The organism is Colwellia psychrerythraea 34H (assembly GCF_000012325.1).
Taxonomy (GTDB): domain Bacteria; phylum Pseudomonadota; class Gammaproteobacteria; order Enterobacterales; family Alteromonadaceae; genus Colwellia; species Colwellia psychrerythraea_A.
In genome coordinates, this window is sequence record NC_003910.7 from 2,235,082 (window position 1) to 2,258,924 (window position 23,843).

The following is a 23,843-nucleotide window of genomic DNA, read 5'->3' on the forward strand; positions in this document are numbered from 1 at the left end:
ATCTTAAGCTTTGATACTTTATTTTTTCGACTGACTAACCGCTTCATCAGCAGGTTTTGTCGGATCAAAACGTCTAATTTGCACTATCATGCCTATGTGTGGGTGGTCAAAATAATGAATCTCTCCGGTGATCACACGGCGATCTTGTTTAAAGGAAATTACCTTATTACGACTTGATGTTGTATTTTGTTTATTTGCTAATTTTTGCTTCGCCGTTAATATCGATGAGTTATTAGATGAGTCAATAATATTTAACTCGGTATCGATATACAGGTAATGATCTAAGTGCACATTGAAAAGCCCATCTATTGACCAAGGCTGAATAGGTGGTGTGGTTTGCTTTTGATTTTCTGTGGTACTATTTACACTTAATGGTACTGTTTCTTCCATAATATCAGATGACAGCTCAGCAACCATATTTTTGATATTCTCTTCGTTATTAACGGACTCATTGCTGTTATCGACATTTGTGCTGGCAAAGTTACTTTTTTGATTGTCTACTAACGAAAGTTGCTGAAATAGAGTGTCAAGCTGTTGCTGTCTTGCTTGTTGGCGTAATTCTTCTGCTATCGTTAACTCACTGAACGCTGCTGAATTCTCTATCACATTGTTTGTAACATTATCAGGTGTCATGGACGAGGTAGCGTTTGTAGTTGCTTGTGCAGCTTCATTGCCAGCTAAATTAATTTGACTACGAATCAGCTCTTCAGCTTGTTTTCTTTGTTCTAAAATTACCTGTATTTCAAGTGCCTGTTGCTCAGACACTTGTTGAGCTACTGCTTGTTGGTAGCGTAAATCTAAATGCTCACCAGCATATAACTTCATCGCTTTTGATTTTCTTTTACTTTCACCCATTTGTCGCCAGCCGAGATGCAATAATGGCGCGTAATTACGTGATCGTTTGATACGGTTAGCAATAGATTTCAAACGAAGAGAATCCTGGCCAATTAAGTAAGGAGTATCACTTGCCCAGGTGATTTCACCATTTTCATCATCGCGCCATTGTTCAAGCCCATTGATGGTGTTTGTTAGTTTATCTACGGGGAAACCATCGATGCTAAAGCTTTCAAATTGCTCTGAAGTTAAGTGCTGTTGGAAAAATTCAGCAGGGATCACACATAACGGCATTTGGCGATTAATCGGATATTGGTTATAAACCGGTACATCAACCGCGACATACTGTGGTTGCTCGCCTTGCTCCGTTAAATCATCTTTGGCTAAAACTCCAGAGGTGTCATTAGTGACTTCAGGAAGCACAGTTACCGACATCTTAGCTGAAGGCATTACACCTTCATTCGCATCAAGCTGAGCCTTATTGATATCTTGACCATTTTTGCTTTCTGATAGAAGAGCTGCAGCTTCAGTATCAATACTTTCAGGCCAAAGGTTGTATGGCGTAATAGCTATGTCATACGGTAATTTTGTTTGTTGTTGTTCACAAATGGGCAGTAATTTTTTTAATGAGGCTATATTCGGTTGTAAATAAGGTGCTATTAAGTCAATAGCATTTCTTTTTTTACTCGTGAGATCATTCGGGGAAAACTTTTCGGTATTTTTTGAGTTATCTGTAACTTGTTTAAAAATAATAACTTCAATTTCAAACCAACGTGCTTCTTCAACTGCCGAGACTTTAGCGCTGTTGGTAGCCAAAGCATTACAACTTGTTAATAAGCATAATGAGGTTAATGCAGGGGTAAGAATTGAATGGTATTTCATTAAAAATCCGTATGTTAAGACAAAAGTGTATCAGTTGAGCTAACTTAATTTTATTTTATTTTTACGTTCATATATACCAATCAAATTAACTAAGTGATCTATTTAAATGGTCTAAATATCCCATAACAGTGTTGCTTTCAATCCCAATAGCCAGCTATTGCTCAATCAAACGCCTTGTTCTTGAAAATTTATTCTAATTAAAATTTGAACTATTAATCAATCTAATAGGTATTGCTTAGAGGCTTGAGCAAAGTAAGTTTAGCGAAAACGTTACTTGCCCAAGTTTACCATTATACCCGTTCCCATTAAAAGCACTCTAAAAACATGTACCTTGTTTGGTAGTGAAAATCTGAGTCATTATTTAGCTAAGTCATTTAAGATATTAGAAATTAAGGTAAAGCGTTTTTGAGTATCATCGTTGGCTTTTACAAACTTCAATTTGCTTGCTCCAGCCATGCTATACACTGCTGGATTTTTTTGAATTAAACCAATAATTAGCATAGGGTCAACGCTGGTATCATTACTAAATTCAATCGAGCCACCTGTGGCACTCGCCTCAATTCGCGAAATACCAATAGTCTGCGCTTTAAGGCGTAGCTTGGCAATTTGGACTAAATTTTTACTTGGTTGAGGCAATAAACCAAAACGGTCAATGAGCTCAACTTGAATATCATCTAGCTCATTTTTGTTTTTACAGCTAGCAATACGTTTATATAAACTTAAACGTAAGCTAACGTCAAAAATGTAATCATCAGGTAGCAGCGCTGGTACACGTAACTCAATCTCAGTCTGCGTAGACATTACTTGGTCTAATGATAGTTGTTTACCTTCTTTAAGTGCTGCAACGGCTTGATCGAGCATTTCCATATACAAACTAAAGCCAACTTGGCACATTGAGCCACTCTGGTCTTCACCTAATAACTCACCCGCGCCACGAATTTCTAAATCGTGAGTTGCTAAAGTAAAACCTGCGCCTAAATCTTCCAGAGAGGCGATAGCCTCTAAGCGTTTTTTAGCATCTTTAGTAATGCGTTTTTCATGCGGCGTTAACAGATAGGCATAAGCTTGATGATGCGAGCGACCTACACGGCCACGCAGTTGGTGTAATTGTGCTAAACCAAGATGATCTGCTCTGTCCATAATGATGGTATTGGCACTGGGTACATCGATACCCGTTTCAATAATTGTGGTACAAACAATGACGTTAAAGCGTTGATGATAAAAATCACTCATGATGCGTTCAAGCTCACGCTCACGCATTTGTCCATGGGCCGTGACGACACGAGCCTCAGGCACTAATTTTTGGATGTCTGCTGCAGTTTTATCAATAGTATCAACATGGTTATGCAGATAATACACCTGACCACCGCGTGAGGTTTCACGTAATACAGCTTCCCGAATTAATGCTTCATCGTGTTCTCGTACAAAGGTTTTTACCGCTAAACGTTTAGCGGGTGGCGTGGCAATAATAGACAAGTCACGCATTCCACCCATGGCCATATTTAAGGTACGAGGAATAGGGGTTGCCGTTAGTGTTAAAATATCAACGTTACTGCGTAGCTGTTTGATTTTTTCTTTTTGTTTAACACCAAATCGATGTTCTTCATCGACTACCAGTAACCCTAAATCTTTATATTTAATGCTGTTTTGAAGTAATTTATGGGTACCGATTAGAATGTCGACTTGACCAGACTCAACTCTCGCAATCACTTCTTTTTGTTCTTTAGGTGTTTTAAACCGTGATAATACTTCAGTGACTACCGGCCAATTAGCAAATCTATCTCTAAAGTTTTCATAATGTTGTTGAGCGAGTAATGTGGTGGGGACAAGTATTGCGACTTGTTTACCATCATTAACTGCCACAAAGGCTGCACGCATAGCGACTTCTGTTTTACCAAAACCAACATCACCACACACAAGCCTGTCCATGGTTTTTGGCGACAACATATCGCTTACTACGGCATTAATGGCTTGTTTTTGGTCGAAGGTTTCTTCAAAACCAAAACTGTCACTAAAAGCTTGGTAGTCTTGTTTATCACGTTTAAAACTATAACCATGGTTGCTGGCACGTTTTGCGTAAATATCGAGTAATTCGGCGGCAACGTCACGGACTTTCTCTGCTGCTTTCTGCTTAGCTTTACTCCAAGTATCATTACCTAGCTTATGCAGTGGCGCATGGTCACTATCAGCACCTGAATATCTACCAATTAAGTGTAAAGAGCTAACAGGGACATAAAGTTTGGCTTCGTTAGCATAACTAAGCACCAGAAATTCGGTAACTATGCCGCCATTTTCAATGGTCTGTAGACCTAAATATCGGCCAATGCCATGTTCAATATGGACCACAGGTTGGCCAATGGTTAACTCAGCAAGGTTTTTAAATAACGCATCAGCTTGTAAATCTTGCGCTTTGGTACGTCTTCTAGCTTGAGATACATGATCGCCTAATAACTCGGCTTCAGTAACTAGGGCAATCGCATTTTTCTGACTATTACCTTTCGCTTGGAAGGCAAAACCCTGAGTTAAACTATTAACGGTAATACCAAGGGTATCCGTTGCGTTAATAAAGTCGTCAATGTTATCAAACTGAGCAGGTCTAATATTGTCACGCTCAAGTAACTCAAGCACACTTTCTCGGCGACCTTGGCTTTGCGCAACAAAAAGCACTTTGTTGGGCGTCTCTTTACTGGCGATGAATTGGTTGATTAATTCGAACGGCTGCTTCAGTTTATGATTAATCGTTAAATCAGGCAGCGGTTTAACATCAAAACATATTTCGCTACTTTTGCTTTTTACTTCAGCACTTGTCTCAGCATCGACTTCAGCAGTAACAAGGTCTTCGCTAGCCTGATTGTCACTACGTTGAGTTTTAATCGTCTCTATTTTCGTTTGCTTAGCAATGGTGATGCGATCAAAAGGTTTTAACGCGCTATAAAGCGTATCAGCGGTTAAAAATAGCTGTTCTGGCGGTAATAAAGGCCGAGTAGGGTCGTAACGTCTATTTTCATAACGGTACTCTATATCGAGCCAGTATTGCGTTAAAGAGTGCTCAATATCTCCGCTAATAACGACCAGAGTATTATCAGTTAAATAATCACAAAGAGTATTACTTAAGGTTGCACCTTCTTTTTCAGTGTCCTGTTTATTATCAAAAAACAGTGGTAGGTAATACTCGATGCCAGGCGGCAAAATGCCATTACTGACTTTGTGATAAACAGACTCTTTATGAATATTGCCCTGAAATTGTTCACGAAATTGACTACGAAATAAGCTGATACCCGCTTCATCGATGGGGAACTCGTGCGCGGGCAATAAATTAATTTCATCAATCTTCTCTTTTGAACGCTGACTTTCTGGATCAAAGAGTCTAATTTCATCAATTTCATCATCAAAGAAATCTAAACGAAATGGCTTATTACTTCCCATAGGGAAAAGATCTAAAATAGCGCCTCGAGCAGAAAACTCTCCATGCTCTAATACTTGATCAACATTACGATAGCCACTTGCTTCCAGGGCTTGTCGCATTTGATGTAAATCTCTCTTATCGCCTTGTTTTATTATTAAGCTGTTCGCTTCAATATATTGTTTAGGAGCAAGCTTTTGTACTAGAGTGGTTACCGGCACAATAATTATGCCAGACTCCATACGTGATAATTGGTACAAGGTAGCAAGACGCTGAGAGATAATATCTTGGTGAGGTGAAAAATTATCGTACGGTAGTGTTTCCCAGTCAGGAAATAAGCAGATATTAGCCTTATTTTGGCTATCGCTCTTAGCTAAACTTAGTAACTCTTGCTCAATTTTAAGCGCTTGAGGAGTATTACTTGTTATCAATAATATAGGCGTTTGCGCTGTTTTTGCTGCTTGATAAAGAGCAAAGCTACTGCTGCTGCCATGTAAATTATGCCAACTCTTCTTATCGGGATTTTTACCTCGGCGCTTGGCCAATACCGGGGTTAACAGGCTGCTTGCTTTGCTCATGATTTCCTTACAGTAATTAATAGACGATAAAATAATGACAGCTATTCTAATTAAGCTATGACCAAAGCGCTAGTAGATACGTATTTTTGTTTTGTTTGTTGGAAAATAGTTGAATTTAGGGTTAAATACTAGATAGTTAACCTCAACGTTGTTTGATGAGCAGTTAAAAGTTTAAACAAAGTTCAGGTTTGTTAACAAAATTCAATTTATTTAGGGATATTTTTCATGGTTAAAACCACTGAGAGTAAATTAAAACGCTTATTTTTTACCGTCAGTTTAGCGGTTGTTTTGTCTGCTTGCCAAGCTTTACCACTAAACCAATCGCAAGCGATAGTACATGATGAATATGTGAGCTCAGGTGACTTGTTACCCATTGAAGCTATTACCACTATTGACGGTGAAGAACTGGACTTACAGCAATTAGGAAAACGTAAATTAGTTATTTTATTTGCCACTTGGTGTCATGATTCTAATCGTTTACTTAAAGCATTAAACAGTTCCCCTTTACTTGAAATGGAAGGTATTGAAATAGTTGCTATTGCTCGAGAAGAAGATCTCGAGACAGTTACTGCTTGGCGTGATAAGCGTGGTATTAAGGTCGCATTAGCGGTTGATAATGACCGTAGTATATACAGACGTTTTGCGTCGGGTGGTATTCCACGTTTGATCACCATAGGTGAAAATAACAAAATTATCAAAATGAACTTAGCCGAAGGTGAACAACAACTTGCAAAAATTGTTTGGCAATAGAATCATTTGGCAAAACTTAGACATAATATAAATCATTGTTAGCTTATAACGAGCAAGCCATTAATAATTTGAATGCTTAAGGTGTATTTTGACAAAAGTGAGTTATCGATCTAAACCTAGTAATGACTGTCCAGTTGCTACTAGGTTTTTTATTAGACACTATTCAGTTGCTTTTTTAATGGATAATACCATTTACATTAAGTTAGTGAACAACATTCAATGAGGATACTTCTTCAAGTTCAAGGCGCGTGATTGAGCAATAGCTGGCTATTGGGATGGAGCGCAACGCAGAAATTGTAGAGTTAGATCATTTGAAGGTGGGCAATTAATTAGTGTAATTGGTATAACTTTACAAGGAATTAAAGATGAATATTCAGCCAAAACACCTCAACAAAACCCTTTCAGTCTTAACTTTAGGTATTATTTTACTTGTTAACTCTTCATTAGGTCTTGCTAAAGAAACTAATGTTACTCAGGCTGCACAAGGACAAAGTGCACAATCAGTAAAATCACAAGTTGTTAACTTGAATAAATCAACCTTTGAACAGTTGGTGACATTAAAGGGCGTCGGGAATACTAAAGCTCAAGCCATTATTGTTTATCGTCAACAAGTTGGTGCCTTCAAATCGGTCAATGAGCTAACTAAGGTTAGTGGTATTGGTGAAAAGATTGTGAGTGATAATAAGGCGAGGTTAAGTATTTAGGCTTGGTATAAGCTCAGATCCATTATTTAAAAAGTCAGCGCAATGCTGACTTTTTTTTTAATTTTGCATTTTCGAGCATGACCATTCATAAAATGTAGCCGAAATATCCTAATAATTAGATTAACTCCAGCCCCCTATATTACTTTTGGTTATATTGAATACGTTTCTTATATGGAAAATATATCTATTTATGGCATTATAAGGATATTAATTTTTCATAAAGTTTGTATTAGCAATGAATTTAACCCATTTAAAAACACTTGAAGCTGAATCTATCCATATTTTTCGTGAGGTAGCGGCTGAATTTGATAATCCCGTGATGCTGTATTCTGTCGGTAAAGACTCGGCAGTATTACTACATTTAGCTCGAAAAGCCTTTGCGCCAGGTAAAATTCCTTTCCCGTTATTACATGTTGATACTAATTGGAAATTTAAAGAGATGATTGCCTTTCGTGATCAAATGGCGAAAGACTATGATTTTGAGTTGCTAGTGCACAAAAATCCAGAAGGTATTGAAATGGGCATGGGCCCATTTACCCACGGTAGTGCGACGCATACTGATGTGATGAAAACTCAGGGCTTAAAACAAGCGCTTAACAAGTACGGTTTTGATGCTGCTTTTGGTGGCGCACGTCGTGATGAAGAAAAATCACGAGCGAAAGAGCGTGTGTATTCATTCCGTGATGAAAATCATCGTTGGGATCCGAAAAGCCAACGTCCAGAATTATGGAATATCTACAACGGTAAAGTAAATAAAGGCGAAAGCATCCGTGTTTTCCCATTATCTAACTGGACTGAACTTGATATCTGGCAGTACATCTACTTAGAAAGTATTCCAATTGTGCCGCTTTATTTAGCTGAGAAGCGTCCTGTTGTTGAGCGTGATGGTACCTTAATCATGGTTGATGACGACCGTATGCCAATTGGTGAAGATGAAGAAGTTCAAATGAAGAGTGTTCGTTTTAGAACATTAGGCTGTTACCCATTAACAGGCGCAGTTGAGTCAACGGCTAATACCTTACCTGAAATTATTCAAGAAATGCTATTAACGAAAACCTCTGAACGTCAAGGGCGCGTGATAGATCACGATAGCGCTGGTTCAATGGAAAAGAAAAAAATGGAAGGCTATTTCTAAGCCGCATTTACTTTATAGCACTTTTATTGATGAACAATTTTGGAAGGAAAAACTTATGAGTCACCAATCAGACTTAATTGAAGAAGATATTCAAGCTTATTTAAAGCAACATGAAAACAAAGAATTAGTACGTTTCTTAACGTGCGGTAGCGTAGATGATGGAAAAAGTACCTTAATTGGGCGTTTATTGCATGACTCAAAAATGATTTTTGAAGATCAACTTGCTGCTATAGAAAAAGACTCTAAAAAATCAGGTACTACCGGCGAAGCAATAGATTTAGCACTGTTAGTTGATGGCTTACAGTCTGAACGTGAGCAAGGCATCACTATTGATGTTGCTTATCGTTATTTCTCAACCGACAAGCGTAAGTTTATTATCGCTGACACCCCAGGCCATGAACAGTATACCCGTAACATGGCTACAGGTGCTTCAACCTGTGATATTGCGATTATATTAATTGATGCGCGCTATGGCGTACAAACACAAACCCGTCGTCATTCATTTATTTGTTCGTTGTTGGGTATCAAGCACATTGTTGTTGCGGTAAACAAAATGGATTTGGTTGACTATTCTCAGGAACGCTACCAAGAAATCAAAAAAGAGTACCGTGAATTCACTGAATCATTAGAGTTCTCTGATGTGCGTTTTGTGCCACTGTCAGCACTTAATGGCGATAACGTGGTAGACGAAAGCGTAAACATGCCTTGGTATCCAGGCGCTACGTTAATGAAGCTACTTAATACTATTGATGTGAAGACGCAAGAGCAATTCACCCAACTGCGTTTTCAAGTGCAATATGTTAACCGACCTAATCTAGATTTCCGTGGTTTTGCCGGCACACTTGCTTCAGGTCACGTACTCGTTGGCGATACTATTGTTGCATTGCCATCAGGTAAAGAGAGTGTAGTAAAAGAAATCGTCACTTACGATGGTAATTTAGAGCGCGCTGATAAAGGTATGGCCGTAACGCTAACCCTTGAAGATGAAATTGATATTAGCCGCGGCGAAATTATTGTTAAAAAGGGTAGCTTACCGATATCAGCTAAAGAATTCAGTGCAACGGTAGTTTGGATGCATGAAAATGAACTTGAGCCTGGTCGTGAGTATTTTATCAAGCACGGCAGCAAAATGACTACAGGTCATGCACAAAACATTGTTAGCAAGTATGACGTTAACACTATGGAAAGTTTATCTAGCTCACAACTAGCGATTAATGACATCGGTATTGTTAATTTTGTTGCTGGCGAAACCTTACATTTCGATGCTTACGAAGATAATCAAGGCACTGGTGCTTTCATTATTATTGATAGATTAAGTAATGTTACGGTTGGTGCGGGCATGATAAACCATGCTATCGATGAAAAAGCACAGGAGTATTCAGCGTTTGAATTAGAGTTGAATGCCTTAGTTCGCAAGCAGTTTCCACACTGGGGTGCGCGCGACATTACTAAATAGCTATTTAATAGTTACTAACCATTCTCCTTGTTGCTGTAGCGTCCAATTTATGCGTCAAAAGTACTCATTGACTAACGTCAACTCCGTGCTTTTTTCTTTAACTTGAACACTTCAGTTTAAAGGTGAATGATTAGTTTCATCAATTGATGAACCATGCTCTTAATTGATATGAACCCAGGACAATATGCATCCTGCATTGTCTAATAAGTAACATCCTGTCACGTCCGATTAAATACCTCGGAAATGACGTACATACTCCCTTAGGACGCAAAACTAAATGGCAATAGAGCAGTGGTTGATGATAGGTGTGTTTGTTGCCACTTTTATCAGCTTAGTTAAATACAGCCACGTACCAGAGCGGGTTTTCTCTGTGACGATATTGTTGTGTTTGGCACTGTCGTTTGTCAGTGTTGATGACATTTTAACGAATGCCGTTAACCCAGGTCTTGTCACCCTTGTTTTACTTGTGCTGTGTTCTTTCGCTTTTGAACGAACCAGTATTTTAAGGCGCTTATCAGCCGGTGTTTTTAATGGCTCAAAAGTAAAGTCGACCTTACGATTATTACTTGGTACTGCTTTAGCCTCAGCGCTTATGAGCAACACTGCGGTGGTCGCAACACTCATCAATACCGTGAAAAAAAACAAACTCATTAATCCCGGTAAGCTTTTATTACCGCTGTCATTTGCCGCTATTTTAGGGGGAACATTGACGTTAGTGGGTACCTCTACCAATCTTATTGTAAACAGCTTATTGATTAAGCAAGGTCATGATGGTTTTGGCTTTTTTGATTTCACCTTAATTGGTTTATCGGCTTTTGTTTTATGTTTATTTGTTATTTTAGTGCGCAGTCGTACCTTACCAGACTTAGATGACGATGATTTAGCGACCAATGAGTATTTGCTCGAAGCCGAAGTAGCTACAGCTTCTACCTTAATTGGTAAAAGTATTGAAGAAAATGGCTTGAGAAATTTGAACTCTTTATTTCTTGTTGAAATAGTACGTCAAGGTAGATTAATTTCACCAGTTTGCCCTGAAGAATGCCTCCAAGCACAAGATAAGCTTATTTTTAGTGGTGATATCTCCAAAGTGCTAACATTACAACAGTTTGATGGTTTGAATTTGTATGCAGAGCAAGATGATTTATTACGTGATAATTTAACGGAAGTGCTGGTAAAAGCGGATTCAACTATTGCAGGAAAAACCTTAAAAAAAGCCGGGTTTCGTGCGCGTTTTGATGCTGCTGTTGTGGCGGTTCGCCGAGAAGGTGGCGCACTATCAGGAAAATTAGGCGATATCGTACTACAGCCTGGAGATTTTCTGGTGTTAGCGGTAGGGCAAGACTTTGCCACTAGACCTAACTTGTCAAAAAACTTTTACATCTTATCAGGCCATCAGGCTGAGAATATGCTCAATGGTTGGCGTGATTACACCACTGTTTGGGGCTTTATCGCCAGTATTTTAGTGTCCGTTTTTACGCCACTGCCTTTACTGAGCTGCTTATTTATCTATTTGGCATTTTTAATTTTCAGTGATTCACTATCAGTTAATGAAATAAAACGCCGCTTTCCTTTAGAAATTTGGATGATCGTATTAGGTGCCTTAACATTGGCTTCAGCCATTGAAAATACCGGCATTGCTGTTATGTTGGCGCAAAATATTGAAGGTTTCTTACACGGTCAAAGTATCTATATCGCTTTTGTTAGTATCTTTCTTTTAACGCTGATAATGACTGAGCTGATCACCAATAGCGCTGCGGCAGCCTTAGCCTTTCCTATTGCTTATAATATTGCCTTAGGCCTTGGCGTAGACCCTACGCCTTTTGTGATGGCGGTTGCTTTTGCTGCAAGCGGCAGCTTTATCAGTCCTTATGGTTACCAAACCAATGTGATGGTGTATAACGCGGGTAATTACCAGTTAAAGGACTTTGTCCGTTTTGGTTTACCTATTTCACTGATTTATAGCGCAACGGTAATTTTGGTTATTCCCATTGTTTATCCGTTTTAATTTTCCTGTTAACTTGGTCGTTAAGTAATTTGCATAATCTGATTTATGTAACCCAATTAGTGACCTTGATTACACTTCAATAAAGAGCTTATCTAGCATGACAACAACAAACATGAAAACAGAAAATACTGTGTGGCATAACCAACAAATCAGCAAAGAACAACGCGCTACGCTAAAACAGCAAAAACCAGCGTTACTTTGGTATACCGGTTTAAGTGGCTCGGGTAAATCTACCGTAGCCAATGCGGTGGATGCGCTGTTGTTTAAGCTAGGTTGTCATAGTTATTTACTTGATGGTGATAATGTACGTCATGGTCTTAATGGTGACTTAGGTTTTAGTGATGAAGCGCGAATTGAAAATATTCGTCGTATTTCAGAAGTTGCTAAATTATTCCTTGATGCCGGCCTAATCGTGTCAACGGCCTTTATTTCTCCTTTTGCTAGTGATAGAGCGTTAGCCAAAGCTAAGCTTGAAGACGGCGAATTTATTGAAGTCTTTATCGATACCCCAATCAGTGTGTGTGAACAGCGTGATCCTAAAGGGTTATACAAAAAAGCAAGAGCAGGTGAGATAAAAGACTTTACCGGTATTGACTCAACTTATGATGTACCCACTGCGCCGCAAATTCATGTTAAAACGGCAGAGCAATCTGTTGAGCAATGTGCAGAGCAAATTGTAAGTCATTTAATTGAGCAGGGCTTTATCAGTGAAATGACGCTAAGCTAAGAGCCAGTTAACGTTCAACTAATACCAATTCCATTAAATTTATTCCCATCTCAGAGCTATGTCAGAGGAGCTATAACAATCAAATTTTGTGCAGATATAGTCATTCTATATCTAACAAATTTTCGCAGTTATTGCTTTTCTGACAAGCTCCCTAGGGCGAGTTTAAAAGGCTTACATACTGTGTTATTGATTTTGACAAGGGAACAACCATTCTCTTCAATCAATGCCTTGCCTCTAAGCCTTTTAATTCTCGCTGAGTGGGAAATAACTTAATGGACTTGGTATAACTATCAATTATAAAAGTCAGGAATATTTCCACTATGCATTATGATGTATTTAACGGCGATGCCGACGGCATTATTGCTTTACTACAATTACGCTTAGCCGCACCTAAAGAATCAGTGCTTATTACAGGGGTTAAGCGCGATATTAGCCTACTTAAACAAGTTGATATCACCAAAGCGACTTCAGTAACCGTGTTAGATATTTCTTTGGAAAAGAATAATCAAGCGTTACAAGGGCTACTCGATAGCCAAATTGACGTGTTTTATATTGACCACCATAGAACAGGTGACATTCCAAAATCGAATAAATTAATAACATTACTTAATACCGATGCGAATACTTGCACTAGTTTGTTGGTAAATGATTTTTTGAAGGGCCAATATAGCTATTGGGCAGTTGCCGCAGCTTTTGGCGATAATATGCATGCTAGTGCCAGCGATTTAGCACAGAAAGTTGGTTTATCTAAACATCAGCAGAATCAGCTTAATGAGTTAGGTACATATATTAATTATAATGGCTATGGACAGGAATTAAGTGACTTACACTTTCATCCTGCAGCGCTATATCAGGCATTACTAGAATATCCCGACCCTTTCGTATTAATTAATCAAGAAGATTCTATTTTTAATCAGCTGAAGACTGCATATTTAGCCGATATGGCGAAAGCGTGTGCTGCAGATGTCTTGAGTGATAGTGACGTAGTTAAAACGATAGTGCTCGAAGATGCACCTTGGTCTCGCAGAGTAAGCGGTGTTTTTGGTAATGAATTAGCAAACCAAGCACCAGATAAAGCGCATATTGTTATCACGCTTAATCCAATTGACATTGATCTTCAATCGAAAAATGAAGGTCAAAAGGAACAAAGTTATACTTTAAGTTTGCGCGCTCCGCTAAATAATAAACAGGGCGCTGGTGATATCTGTGCTCAGTTTCCAACCGGCGGTGGTAGAGCAGCTGCGGCAGGCGTTAATGCTTTACCTAAGAGTAGAGTAGATGAATTTATAAAGCACGTTGAAAGCTATTATCGAGGCTAGTATAAAAAATTAACAGTAGAGCCCACTAACAAAAATAGAAATTAGTATCAAAGTCAAAAACTAAGCGCTAAAATAGTTGGTATCACGTTGAATTGTTTTAGTCTATTTTAACGATCTAGTTCAATAGACGATTTCAGTTAGTAATCGAAAAGAGTAAGGATATATGAGTTTATTAATCACAGGCGGTACTGGTTATATTGGTAGCCACACCGTTGTTGAATTATTGCAAAGTACCAAAGAACAAGAGATTGTTATTGTTGATAATTTATCTAATTCGTCAACTAAAGTACTGGAACGGATTAAACAAATCACGAATAAAACCGTCACCTTTATTAAAGCGGATGTTTGTGATGAAAACGCGCTAGAACAGGTTTTTAATGAACATAAGATAGAAGCGGTAATTCATTTTGCTGGATTAAAAGCGGTTGGCGAGTCGAATGAAATCCCATTAGCGTATTATCAAAATAATGTTTCAGGTACGATTACGTTATTGCGAGTCATGGCAAAATATCAGGTTAAGAATTTAGTTTTTAGTTCTTCAGCCACTGTTTATGGGAATAACGTATCACCATTAAACGAAACCATGGCTACTTCAGCAACTAATCCTTACGGTCAAACCAAGCTGATGGTTGAACATGTTCTATTTGATTTAGCCAAAAGTGATGCATCTTGGTCCATTGCTTGTTTACGTTACTTTAATCCTATTGGCGCGCACCAATCAGGACTAATTGGCGAAAACCCTAATGGCATTCCTAATAATTTATTACCTTATGTAGCACAAGTCGCAGTAGGGCGCTTAGAGCAGTTGCAAATTTTTGGCGATGATTATGATACGCAAGATGGCACCGGTGTACGCGACTATATTCATGTGGTTGACTTAGCACAAGGCCATGTAAAAGCATTAGAAAGTCTCGGTCATGCTAAAGGCACAGTTAAAGGTTGTCAGGCAATTAACTTAGGTACCGGTAATGGTACGTCGGTACTAGAGATAGTTAATACTTTTAAAGACATCAGTAAGCAAGATATTCCTTATCAAGTAGTGCCACGCAGAGCTGGAGATTTAGCGACTGTGTATGCTGATGCTTCTTTAGCAAATGAACTATTAGATTGGCAAGCTAAGCTCGATTTAACTGCCATGATCCAAGATACTTGGCGTTGGCAGTCTGAAAACCCGAATGGTTTTTAAAAGAAACTAGTACTAAGCGTATTACCTAATACATAAAAAAGACTAATGGTTTACACCTTTAGTCTTTTTTTCCATTTTTAGCGCTCATTATTATATGATGAAATTGTCTTTTTAGTCATCAACACATAACAACTGCTAAAGAGCAATCCACCTACAGCTCCCCATAAATGTGCATCGACTGCTACATTGGCATCAATTAGCGACGATACTTGCTCGCTTGCTCCGTAAAATTGTTCATGTGCTATTTTTAGCCATACTCCGACAAATAATAAGTAACCAGTTTTATCTTTATGACGAATGTCCATGATGGCGCCAAAAACGAAAATTCCGTGTAAAACGCCTGAAAGACCAACATATTGACGAATTTCAGGAGAGAAAAAATACATACCGGCACTGCAGGTCAAGGCTGATGTGATAAAGAGTAAACTGTAGCTTTTTACATTATAAAAATGACCATGCAATGCCCACAGAAGGGCTAATGCGGCTAAATTTAATAATAGATGAAACCCATTGGTGTGAAAAAAGTGTCCAGTGAATGTACGCCATAACTCACCTTGGCTAATTAATTGATATTGATAAACGAAAAGCTCACTAACCGCATCATTAAAAAAATAGGCGAGAATAGCGAGGATAGCGATGATCGTAACGAGCATGCTGTGTTGTTTTTTTAGAGGAAGATTTTTAAATGTTAATGTCATGCGCTTAAATACTAGTCATTGAATGTCAGTCGTTAAAAGTTATCAGTTAGTGATTTATAAAGTATTTATATATCACTAATAAAGTATACAATGACTGCTTTATTAATTGCGCTTTATTTTACTCCTATATGTCTAGAACACTTTGCCTTGGTTGTCAGCGGCCCCAAAAAGCTTGTATCTGTACTTTTATCGCAGATATACCGAATGATATTCATGTCGTTGTACTACAACATCCTAGTGAAGTATCACAAACAAAAGGCACTGTTGCCTTATTAGCAAAATCATTACAATCTTGCCAAGTTATCGTCGGTGAGAATTTTGATGAGGAAGCTTGCTTCTTAAAATTAATGGAGCAATATCAGCTCGTTTTACTTTATCCAGGTGAAAAAGCACAAACTCTTAATCAAAACTTTGTCGCGCAATTGACTCATCTCGATAAAAGTAATGAAAATATAGAAGACGCGACTCAATTCAAAACCAAACTTGATGCCAAACCTCTTGGTTTAATTATTCTTGATGGTACCTGGAAAAAAGCCTATCGCATGTTTATGCTATCAACAAAATTACAACAATTACCGCAAGTATGCCTACCCGATTATTTAGCTAATGCGGGTCAATACCTTATTCGAAAAGTAGCGAAAAAAAATGCCTTATCTAGTTTAGAAGCAAGCTGTTATGCTTTAGCCCTTTTGGAGCAGAGTACAGAACAGGTTTATGACTCAGCAGCGCAAGATTATGATGCTGAGCCGATTACGCCCGAACATGCAGGTAAATACCAACCGTTACTTGAAAAATTTAAACAATTTAACCAATTCCAATTATCTTTTAGACCTGCGAACAAAGCCCTTAAGGAAACTTGATGATTCATCATTCATTTTTATTACGATTTTCTACACTTGCATTTGTTGTTACTCACCTTTTAATAAGTCAGACAGCGCTGGCGAAACGTGAAATCCGTGAACCCGAAGCTGCAACGGGCTTTAATCAAAAGAAAGCTGTTTTTGCTAAGCAATATATGGTGGTTGCTGCCAATCCTTATGCAAGTAAAGCAGGATTAGCAATGCTTGATAAAGGCGGTAGTGCTGTTGATGCGGCTATTGCCGCTCAACTTGTACTTAGCTTAGTTGAACCGCAATCCTCGGGTCTTGGTGGTGGTACCTTTATGCTGCATTGGCACAATAAAAACCAAAAACTAACGACTTTTGATGGCAGAGAAACTGCGCCACAAAACGCGACAAGTGAATTGTTTTTAGATAAAAATGGCAAGCCACTTAAGTGGTCTGATGCCGTTGTAGGTGGTAAGTCTGTTGGTGTCCCAGGATTACTTGCGGCGCTTAATAAAGCACATCAACAATTTGGTGTGTTGCCATGGAAAGCATTATTTCAGCCAGCGATTGAGTTAGCTGAAAATGGCTTTATTGTATCGCCGCGTTTAGAACAATTACTAGGTATGAATTTCAATCCAGGCATTCATATTTTACCTGAGATTAAGAACTATTTTTCACCTAATGGTATTGGTATAAAAGCGGGTGATACCCTAAAAAACCCCAAGTTGGCTAAAGCGCTTCATAGTATTGCTAACGAAGGGGTTGAGGTGTTCTACCAAGGTTGGATAGCCAAGAAAATAGTTGCAAAGGTGAAAAATTCAGTTGTTTCACCTGGGTTATTAAGTCTGGATGATATGAAAAATTATCAAGCAATAGAACGCGCTTCTGTTTGTGGTCCTTACCATCAATATAAGATATGTGGCATGGCACCGCCAAGCTCGGGCGGTATCAGCGTTATTCAGATTTTAGCGCAACTACAATCATTTGAACTTGCCCAATACCCGCCAAATTCTTTACATGCGATACACCTATTAACACAAAGTTCACGATTAGCCTTTGCAGATAGAAATAAATACATTGCCGATAGTGATTTTGTCAGCGTACCCGTTAAAGGATTATTAGCTGAAGATTACATCGCTAAACGTGCGGCTTTAATTGATGAAAAAAGAGATATGGGTCAGGCAATCGCAGGCAATCCACAAAACAGTTTAGTGTTAGCGAATGATAACGCAATTGAAAGACCATCAACCACTCATTTGGTGGTTGTTGATAAACAAGGTAATGCCATATCAATGACCAGTAGTATTGAAAATGGTTTTGGCTCAGCTCTAATGGTGCAAGGCTTTATTTTAAATAATCAATTAACTGATTTTTCATTGGCGCCAAAGCGTGATGGGAAATGGGTAGCCAATCGTGTAGAACCATTAAAAAGGCCCCGTAGCTCCATGGCACCGATGATGGTTTTTAATGAAGATAATTCATTACGTTTGATACTTGGTGCGCCCGGGGGTAGTCGTATTATTAATTATGTAGCGCAAACTATTATCGGTGTACTCGATTGGCAACTGAATGTACAACAAGCTGTTAATTTGCCCAAAGTAACCAACCGAAATTACGTCACTACGTTGGAGTTAGATACTGATGTTGCTAAACTAAAACCTGCGCTTGAAGCGAGAGGACATACGGTGAAAATTCGAGCCTTAAATAGTGGTTTACATGCAATTGAAGTCACTAATAGTGGGCTTGTTGGCGGAGCTGATCCACGTCGAGAAGGATTAGCGCTAGGGCGTTAAATTCTTATAAACTCACTCTACTTGAAAGCCTAAAAGGCATCATCAAGTAGAGTGAGTTTATTTGTGTAGGCTAAGTATGCACATTCCAATAACATCGTTGTTTGCAATCCCAATAGCCAGCTATTACCCAATCAATCGCCTTGATCTTGAAAATTTATCCTCGTTGCTTATGTTGCACTGAAGTTGAACCATTAATTAATCTGATTGGTATTACTCGTCAATTAATCGCCATTATCTATTCCAACTCCAATTTACTCTCTCTGATATACACCAATTCTGCATAAACATATTTGCAAAATAATTATCCATTTATTTTGGTGTGATAATTGCTTAACTCTATTTATTAGTAGTCCCGCTAATACCGACTAAAAACCGACAAAATGTTGGCAGGAGTGTAAAATAGTGAGCTCGAACAAACTTCCGTACATCGCTCAAGTGTTATGTGTTTTTATTGTTATGTTGGCAAGTAAAAGCCACGCATTAGAAAGCTCAGTGCAACTTCATAAAGTTGATCAAGATAAAAGCTATGGGTATAGCCTTTCAATAGGTGATGAGTTCTTTAATCAAAAAGCGTTTAATTGGCAGGTCAGTTATAATCGCCTTGAAAACGTAGCGATTAGCGATTTGGATGAAATAAGTAAAGAGTGGGATAAAGCAGGTTTTGACTTCACCATTCAAACAGTAGACTTATCTTTAGGTTATCGTTATTACCCTCAATCTTATGATAAATTTATCAGTAGCCTTATGCTTGAATTTCAATTGGGCGCATCCATTAACCTCAGCGAAAATAAACTAATTCCTAATCCTGATCTTAATGTAGATGATATTTACTTTGCAGAGCAAGGGGATATCAATCCTGTTATGTCCATTTCCCTTCAAAAAAGCTTCACCAAAAACTCAGCTATGCATATAGGTTTCAAACATTATCCTAGCTATTCTGATTTTGGCAGTATTAGCACTGTATTTATCGGCTTTAATTATCGCTTTGGTCGCCAAGTTGGTTACTAACGTTACGTGTTAGTAACACTTTAATTATTCAAGTTAGATGTACATTGGCCGTTATAAAGAAGACCTGTAAACGGATTGTTGCAGTTAAACTTATTCTATCCCTTTATGTCTTATAACTTTACTGAAGTTATAAGACATAAATATCTGGTTTTAATTCCAGATAATACTCTCCGTGGAGAAACGTGTGTTGAAGTATAAAATATGGTGCTTTAAATTTTTAAGCATACTTACCCTTGTCATTAGTAGCAGTGCTTTTGCCGTAGATACAGACGGTGATGGCTATGATGATGCCGTCGATTTATTCCCTACCGATCCACTTGAATGGATTGACACCGATCTTGATGGCACAGGTAATAATAGTGACCCCGATATTGATGGCGATGGTTTACTTAATGGTGATAGTTCACCTTTCGGTAACGATAACAATGATGATGGCGATTTAGCCATTAACCTTTATGACCCTTTACCTAAAGACCCTAGTGAATGGCTTGATACTGATAACGACGGTCTAGGCAACAACACTGACACCGATGATGATAACGATGGTGTACCAGATCTTCTTGATGTATTTCCACTTAATTTACAAGAAAGCTTGGATTCTGATCTTGATGGCGTAGGCAATAATGCTGATGCTGATGATGATGGTGATGGCGTACTTGATGTTTATGATCAATTCCCTTTAGATCCACTCGAAACTGTAGATACCGACCTTGATGGTATTGGTAATAATGCTGATATAGATGATGACGGTGATGGTGTCAATGATGGCAGCGATGCTTTCCCTTTAGATTTTAATGTTAATGCTGATTTAGATGCAGATGGAATTGGCAATGCACAAGACCCTGATATCGATGGTGATGGTATTGTAAATACTCTTGATGTTTTCCGTTATGATTATAGTGAATGGTATGACACCGATGGGGACATGATAGGTAATAATAAGGATACCGATGATGATAACGATGGCGTATTAGATACCCTTGACGACATGCCTCTTGACCCATTAGAAATACTAGATACCGATAATGATGGCATAGGCAATAATGCCGATGATGATGACGATGGTGATGGTGTTCAAGACAGTATTGATATTTTTCCATTAGATAGCGCGGAACATCTTGATTTAGATACTGATGGTATTGGAGATAATAGCGATCCTGATATTGATGGCGATGGTGAACTAAATACCAACGATGCTTTTCCTTTTCTTGCTAGCGAGCAAAAAGATACTGACGGAGATGGTTTAGGGGATAAAAGTGATAATGATATTGATGGTGATGGCGTAACCAATGGCCCATTCACCTCAGGTAATTACAATGACCCATCAGACACAGTTTTTACTGGTAATGATTTTTTTCCGTTTACGGCTTCAGAGTATATTGATACGGATGGTAATGGCGTAGGTAATACGGCTGATCTCGATGATGACGGTGATGGTGTTTTAGATACAGATGATGTATTTCCTTTAGATAATACAGAACAAAAAGATCTTGATGGCGATGGCATTGGTGATAAAGGCGATCCAGATATTGATGGTGACGGGGTGACGAATGGGAATTTTTCTTCTGGTAATTATAGTGACCTTTCAGATCCTGTTTATAGCGGAAATGATGCTTTCCCATTTATAATGTTAGCAACAACCGATACCGATGGTGATCGTCTTCCTAACGAAGGTGGCGATACGCCTGATGATGATGATGATGGGGATGTTGATATCGGCGGCCTACCTGATGCAACAGATGCTTTTCCATTAGATCCTACTGAGTGGTTAGATTCTGATGGGGATGGCCTTGGCAATAATGCTGATAGTGATGATGATAATGATGGCATTTCTGATAACGAAGATGATTTCCCTCTAGATGCCTCTGAATATTTAAATACTGATGCTAGCCACCCAACCAATAGTGATTCAATCGGTAACAATGCTGACACCGATGATGATGGTGATGGCGTTTTAGATTGCACAGGAAATGGTTTACTTTGTGATGCTTACCCGCTAAATGCTAATGAGCAATATGATAACGATGGTGATGGCGTTGGCGATAATGCTGACAGTGATGATGATAACGATGGTTTTACTGATGCGATAGATGCCCTCCCTCTAAACCCTCTAGAATGGTTTGATACTGACCGAGATGGTACGGGTAATAATGCCGATACCGATGATGATGATGATGGACGCTCAGATAGTATTGATTTATTTCCTCTTGATAAAACTGAATGGCTTGATGCTGATAATGACGGCTTAGGTGATAACAGCGATAGTGATGATGACAATGATGGCGTCAGAGATATTGAAGATGCATTTCCTAATAACCCTGTTGAAAGTACTGATACCGACGGTGATGGTTTAGGTAATGTTTTTGATAGCAACGATGATGGTGATGACTTTTTAGATTTTGAAGATCAGCTACCACTAGATGCCACTGAGCATATCGATACCGATGGTGATTCAATTGGTAATAATGCTGATTTAGATGATGATGGCGATGGTATGAGTGATGAATTCGAACTATTGCATAATTTTGACCCGCTTAATGATGAAGATGGACTATACGATACTGACTCTGATGGTGTTACCAACGCAGCAGAAGCCTTAGCTGGAAATAATCCATTACTAGACGACTATGCGCCTATTATTACGCCGCCACAGGCTGTACATATATATGCCGATCATACGTTTACTAAATTGGAATTAAGTAAGTTAATTCAAATGACCAAAGTTTCAGTTACTGATGGAAAAGATGGTATTAATTGTTGTAATTTAACAGCCTTAGGCTTTGAAACCGGTGCTAAAAATATCACCTCTGGTTTATACCCGATAAAATGGCGAGCTGTTGACAATGCAGGTAATAGTGCGACAACAAATCAAGTACTTAATGTTCATCCGTTAGTGAACTTTTCTTCTGCACAAATTGTTGCTGAAGGTGGGATTGCTAGGGTAGAAGTTGTGTTATCCGGTGAAGCACCTGCTTATCCAGTGACATTACCCCTGACAATCACAGGTACTGTCGATAATGCGGACTACAATATTGCCGATAACAAAATAGTAATCGCACAGGGTACTGCAGGTTTTATCGATATCAATGTGAATAATGATTTTCAAGTAGAGGGTGATGAACAACTCATTCTTAGCTTTGAACAAGGCGTAAATGCCGGTGTTCATGCTGAACATATCATCACAGTTACCGAAGGTAATGTTGCGCCAACTATTAATCTAGCAATTTGGCAAAAAGGCATACAAGTACCTAGCGTTGCTAGTAATGATGGTGCAGTGACGGTCGTTTTGAGTATTAAAGACTCTAATGTTCAAGATACTCATCAAATTGACTGGCAAATTCCCGACTACTTGAATGCTGTGCTTTCAACAGATAAATTACAATTTGTCTTTCCAGTTGAAAGTTTGAGCCTACCGAAAGAAAACAAGGGCCTGATTCATCTTAGCGTCACGGTAACTGACAGCGGTAATAGTACCAATAGTGGTACTGAAGAGTTGTCACAAACTAAGCAGATTTCTTTAGTTTTATTGGCGACTCAACAAACATTACGTGGCCTAGATAGCGATAGAGACGGCTTAAGTGATTTGGTTGAAGGTTTTAGTGATGACGACTCAGACGGTTTGCCTGCTTACATGGATAATTCAACCATCCCTTATTTACAGCCACTACATATTAATGCGGCTTTAGTAAAATTAGCTGAAACTGAACCTGGGTTACACTTAAAGCTAGGTAAGTTTGCGCTGTTACAAACGTCTGATGGTATAGCGCTTTCGCAACAAGAAATCTTGGCTACAGGGTTGATTGAAGAAGACAGTTTAAAGAACTCTTTAGGTTATTTTGATTTTGAAATACACAATATTACCCCTTTTGGTCGCTCTGTTGCCATTGTGTTGCCTTTGTCTACTGCTATCGTTGAATACTCTGTTTATCGTAAGGTAAATTCAGAAAATCAATGGGCAGATTTTGCTGAAGATAGTAACAATGTACTTTCCACCAGTGCGGCAGTTAATGGCGTTTGTCCGCCACCGCACAGTGAGCTTTATCGAGCGGGCCTCAATGTGGGTGATACCTGTTTAAAGTTATATATTGAAGATGGTGGCGCAAATGATGCAGATGGCATTGCTAACGGGGTCATTGATGATCCTGGCGGTATAGCAGTTGACGTTCCCCCTGAAAAATCAAGCAGTGGTAGTTTGTCGTTTTTCGCTTTGTTCGCACTATTTTTAGTAGTTTTATCTCGATTAATGCGCTCAGAATATTTAGCTAAAGAATAGTTATAAGAAAATTAAAACGCGAACTAAGCAGCAATGCTTATCTTGAATTATTTATACCCGTTGCCATTCAAAGTACGTGATTTCAGTGGGAGATAAAAGTACTTTAAGCAAGGTTTTCATTTGAACAATGGTACATCCCTTGTTCGAATGAATAGCACCGCTTAAATCGCTTTTAGCCCCATCAAAGAAGCGCTTGAACAGCATCACTACGGCGTAGCACCTTTTTGTAAGGGAATAACCATTACTACAAAGGCGCACCTTGTAT

15 protein-coding genes are annotated in these 23,843 nt (G+C 38.7%); 12 read left to right on the forward strand and 3 right to left on the reverse strand.

Annotated elements, in window-relative coordinates; translation table 11 throughout:
• Positions 1 to 18 precede the first annotated feature (18 nt).
• Complete coding sequence (locus CPS_RS09500; RefSeq protein ID WP_011042957.1) at positions 19 to 1,716, reverse strand: CsiV family protein; 1,698 nt, start codon at positions 1,714 to 1,716, stop codon at positions 19 to 21.
• Between the two features lie 357 nt (positions 1,717 to 2,073).
• On the reverse strand, positions 2,074 to 5,697 hold the full coding sequence (gene mfd / locus CPS_RS09505; RefSeq protein ID WP_011042958.1) for a transcription-repair coupling factor: 3,624 nt from the start codon (positions 5,695 to 5,697) through the stop codon (positions 2,074 to 2,076).
• Positions 5,698 to 5,922: 225 nt separating this feature from the next.
• Here mfd and CPS_RS09510 point away from each other — a divergent pair, with 225 nt between their 5' ends.
• The 8 genes from CPS_RS09510 to galE all read left to right on the forward strand — a co-directional run bounded on the left by CPS_RS09510 (position 5,923) and on the right by galE (position 14,979).
• Positions 5,923 to 6,447: a TlpA family protein disulfide reductase gene (locus CPS_RS09510; RefSeq protein ID WP_011042959.1), complete on the forward strand. Its 525-nt coding sequence runs from the start codon at positions 5,923 to 5,925 to the stop codon at positions 6,445 to 6,447.
• A 365-nt stretch (positions 6,448 to 6,812) separates the two neighbouring features.
• Positions 6,813 to 7,151 (forward strand): ComEA family DNA-binding protein, encoded by a 339-nt coding sequence (locus CPS_RS09515; RefSeq protein ID WP_011042960.1) that lies wholly within the window; start codon positions 6,813 to 6,815, stop codon positions 7,149 to 7,151.
• A 235-nt stretch (positions 7,152 to 7,386) separates the two neighbouring features.
• On the forward strand, positions 7,387 to 8,286 hold the full coding sequence (cysD, locus tag CPS_RS09520; protein ID WP_011042961.1) for a sulfate adenylyltransferase subunit CysD: 900 nt from the start codon (positions 7,387 to 7,389) through the stop codon (positions 8,284 to 8,286).
• Between the two features lie 55 nt (positions 8,287 to 8,341).
• Positions 8,342 to 9,742, forward strand: a complete 1,401-nt coding sequence (cysN, locus tag CPS_RS09525; protein WP_011042962.1) for a sulfate adenylyltransferase subunit CysN — start codon at positions 8,342 to 8,344, stop codon at positions 9,740 to 9,742.
• A 277-nt stretch (positions 9,743 to 10,019) separates the two neighbouring features.
• Positions 10,020 to 11,747: an SLC13 family permease gene (locus CPS_RS09530; RefSeq protein ID WP_011042963.1), complete on the forward strand. Its 1,728-nt coding sequence runs from the start codon at positions 10,020 to 10,022 to the stop codon at positions 11,745 to 11,747.
• Between the two features lie 97 nt (positions 11,748 to 11,844).
• Complete coding sequence (gene cysC / locus CPS_RS09535; RefSeq protein WP_011042964.1) at positions 11,845 to 12,474, forward strand: adenylyl-sulfate kinase; 630 nt, start codon at positions 11,845 to 11,847, stop codon at positions 12,472 to 12,474.
• 320 nt (positions 12,475 to 12,794) lie between these two features.
• The gene (locus CPS_RS09540; protein ID WP_011042965.1) at positions 12,795 to 13,793 is read left to right on the forward strand and encodes a DHH family phosphoesterase; all 999 of its coding nucleotides are present in this window, start codon (positions 12,795 to 12,797) and stop codon (positions 13,791 to 13,793) included.
• A 163-nt stretch (positions 13,794 to 13,956) separates the two neighbouring features.
• The gene (gene galE / locus CPS_RS09545) at positions 13,957 to 14,979 is read left to right on the forward strand and encodes a UDP-glucose 4-epimerase GalE (RefSeq protein ID WP_011042966.1); all 1,023 of its coding nucleotides are present in this window, start codon (positions 13,957 to 13,959) and stop codon (positions 14,977 to 14,979) included.
• A 77-nt stretch (positions 14,980 to 15,056) separates the two neighbouring features.
• On the opposite strand, the gene rrtA is transcribed toward galE, so the two are convergent.
• Complete coding sequence (gene rrtA / locus CPS_RS09550; protein ID WP_011042967.1) at positions 15,057 to 15,677, reverse strand: rhombosortase; 621 nt, start codon at positions 15,675 to 15,677, stop codon at positions 15,057 to 15,059.
• Positions 15,678 to 15,805: 128 nt separating this feature from the next.
• On the opposite strand from rrtA, the gene CPS_RS09555 reads away from it, so the two are divergent.
• The 4 genes from CPS_RS09555 (at position 15,806) to CPS_RS09570 (ending at position 23,578) form a co-directional block, all read left to right on the forward strand.
• Entirely contained in the window at positions 15,806 to 16,537 is a 732-nt protein-coding gene (locus tag CPS_RS09555) for a tRNA-uridine aminocarboxypropyltransferase (protein ID WP_011042968.1), read from the forward strand.
• A complete protein-coding gene (ggt, locus tag CPS_RS09560) occupies positions 16,537 to 18,297 on the forward strand; it encodes a gamma-glutamyltransferase (RefSeq protein WP_011042969.1) in 1,761 nt (586 codons plus the stop codon). Before CPS_RS09555 ends, ggt begins: the two co-directional genes overlap by 1 nt.
• A gap of 402 nt (positions 18,298 to 18,699) precedes the next feature.
• Positions 18,700 to 19,305: a hypothetical protein gene (locus CPS_RS09565; protein WP_011042970.1), complete on the forward strand. Its 606-nt coding sequence runs from the start codon at positions 18,700 to 18,702 to the stop codon at positions 19,303 to 19,305.
• A 184-nt stretch (positions 19,306 to 19,489) separates the two neighbouring features.
• Entirely contained in the window at positions 19,490 to 23,578 is a 4,089-nt protein-coding gene (locus CPS_RS09570; RefSeq protein WP_011042971.1) for a choice-of-anchor U domain-containing protein, read from the forward strand.
• The last annotated feature ends 265 nt before the right edge of the window (positions 23,579 to 23,843 follow it).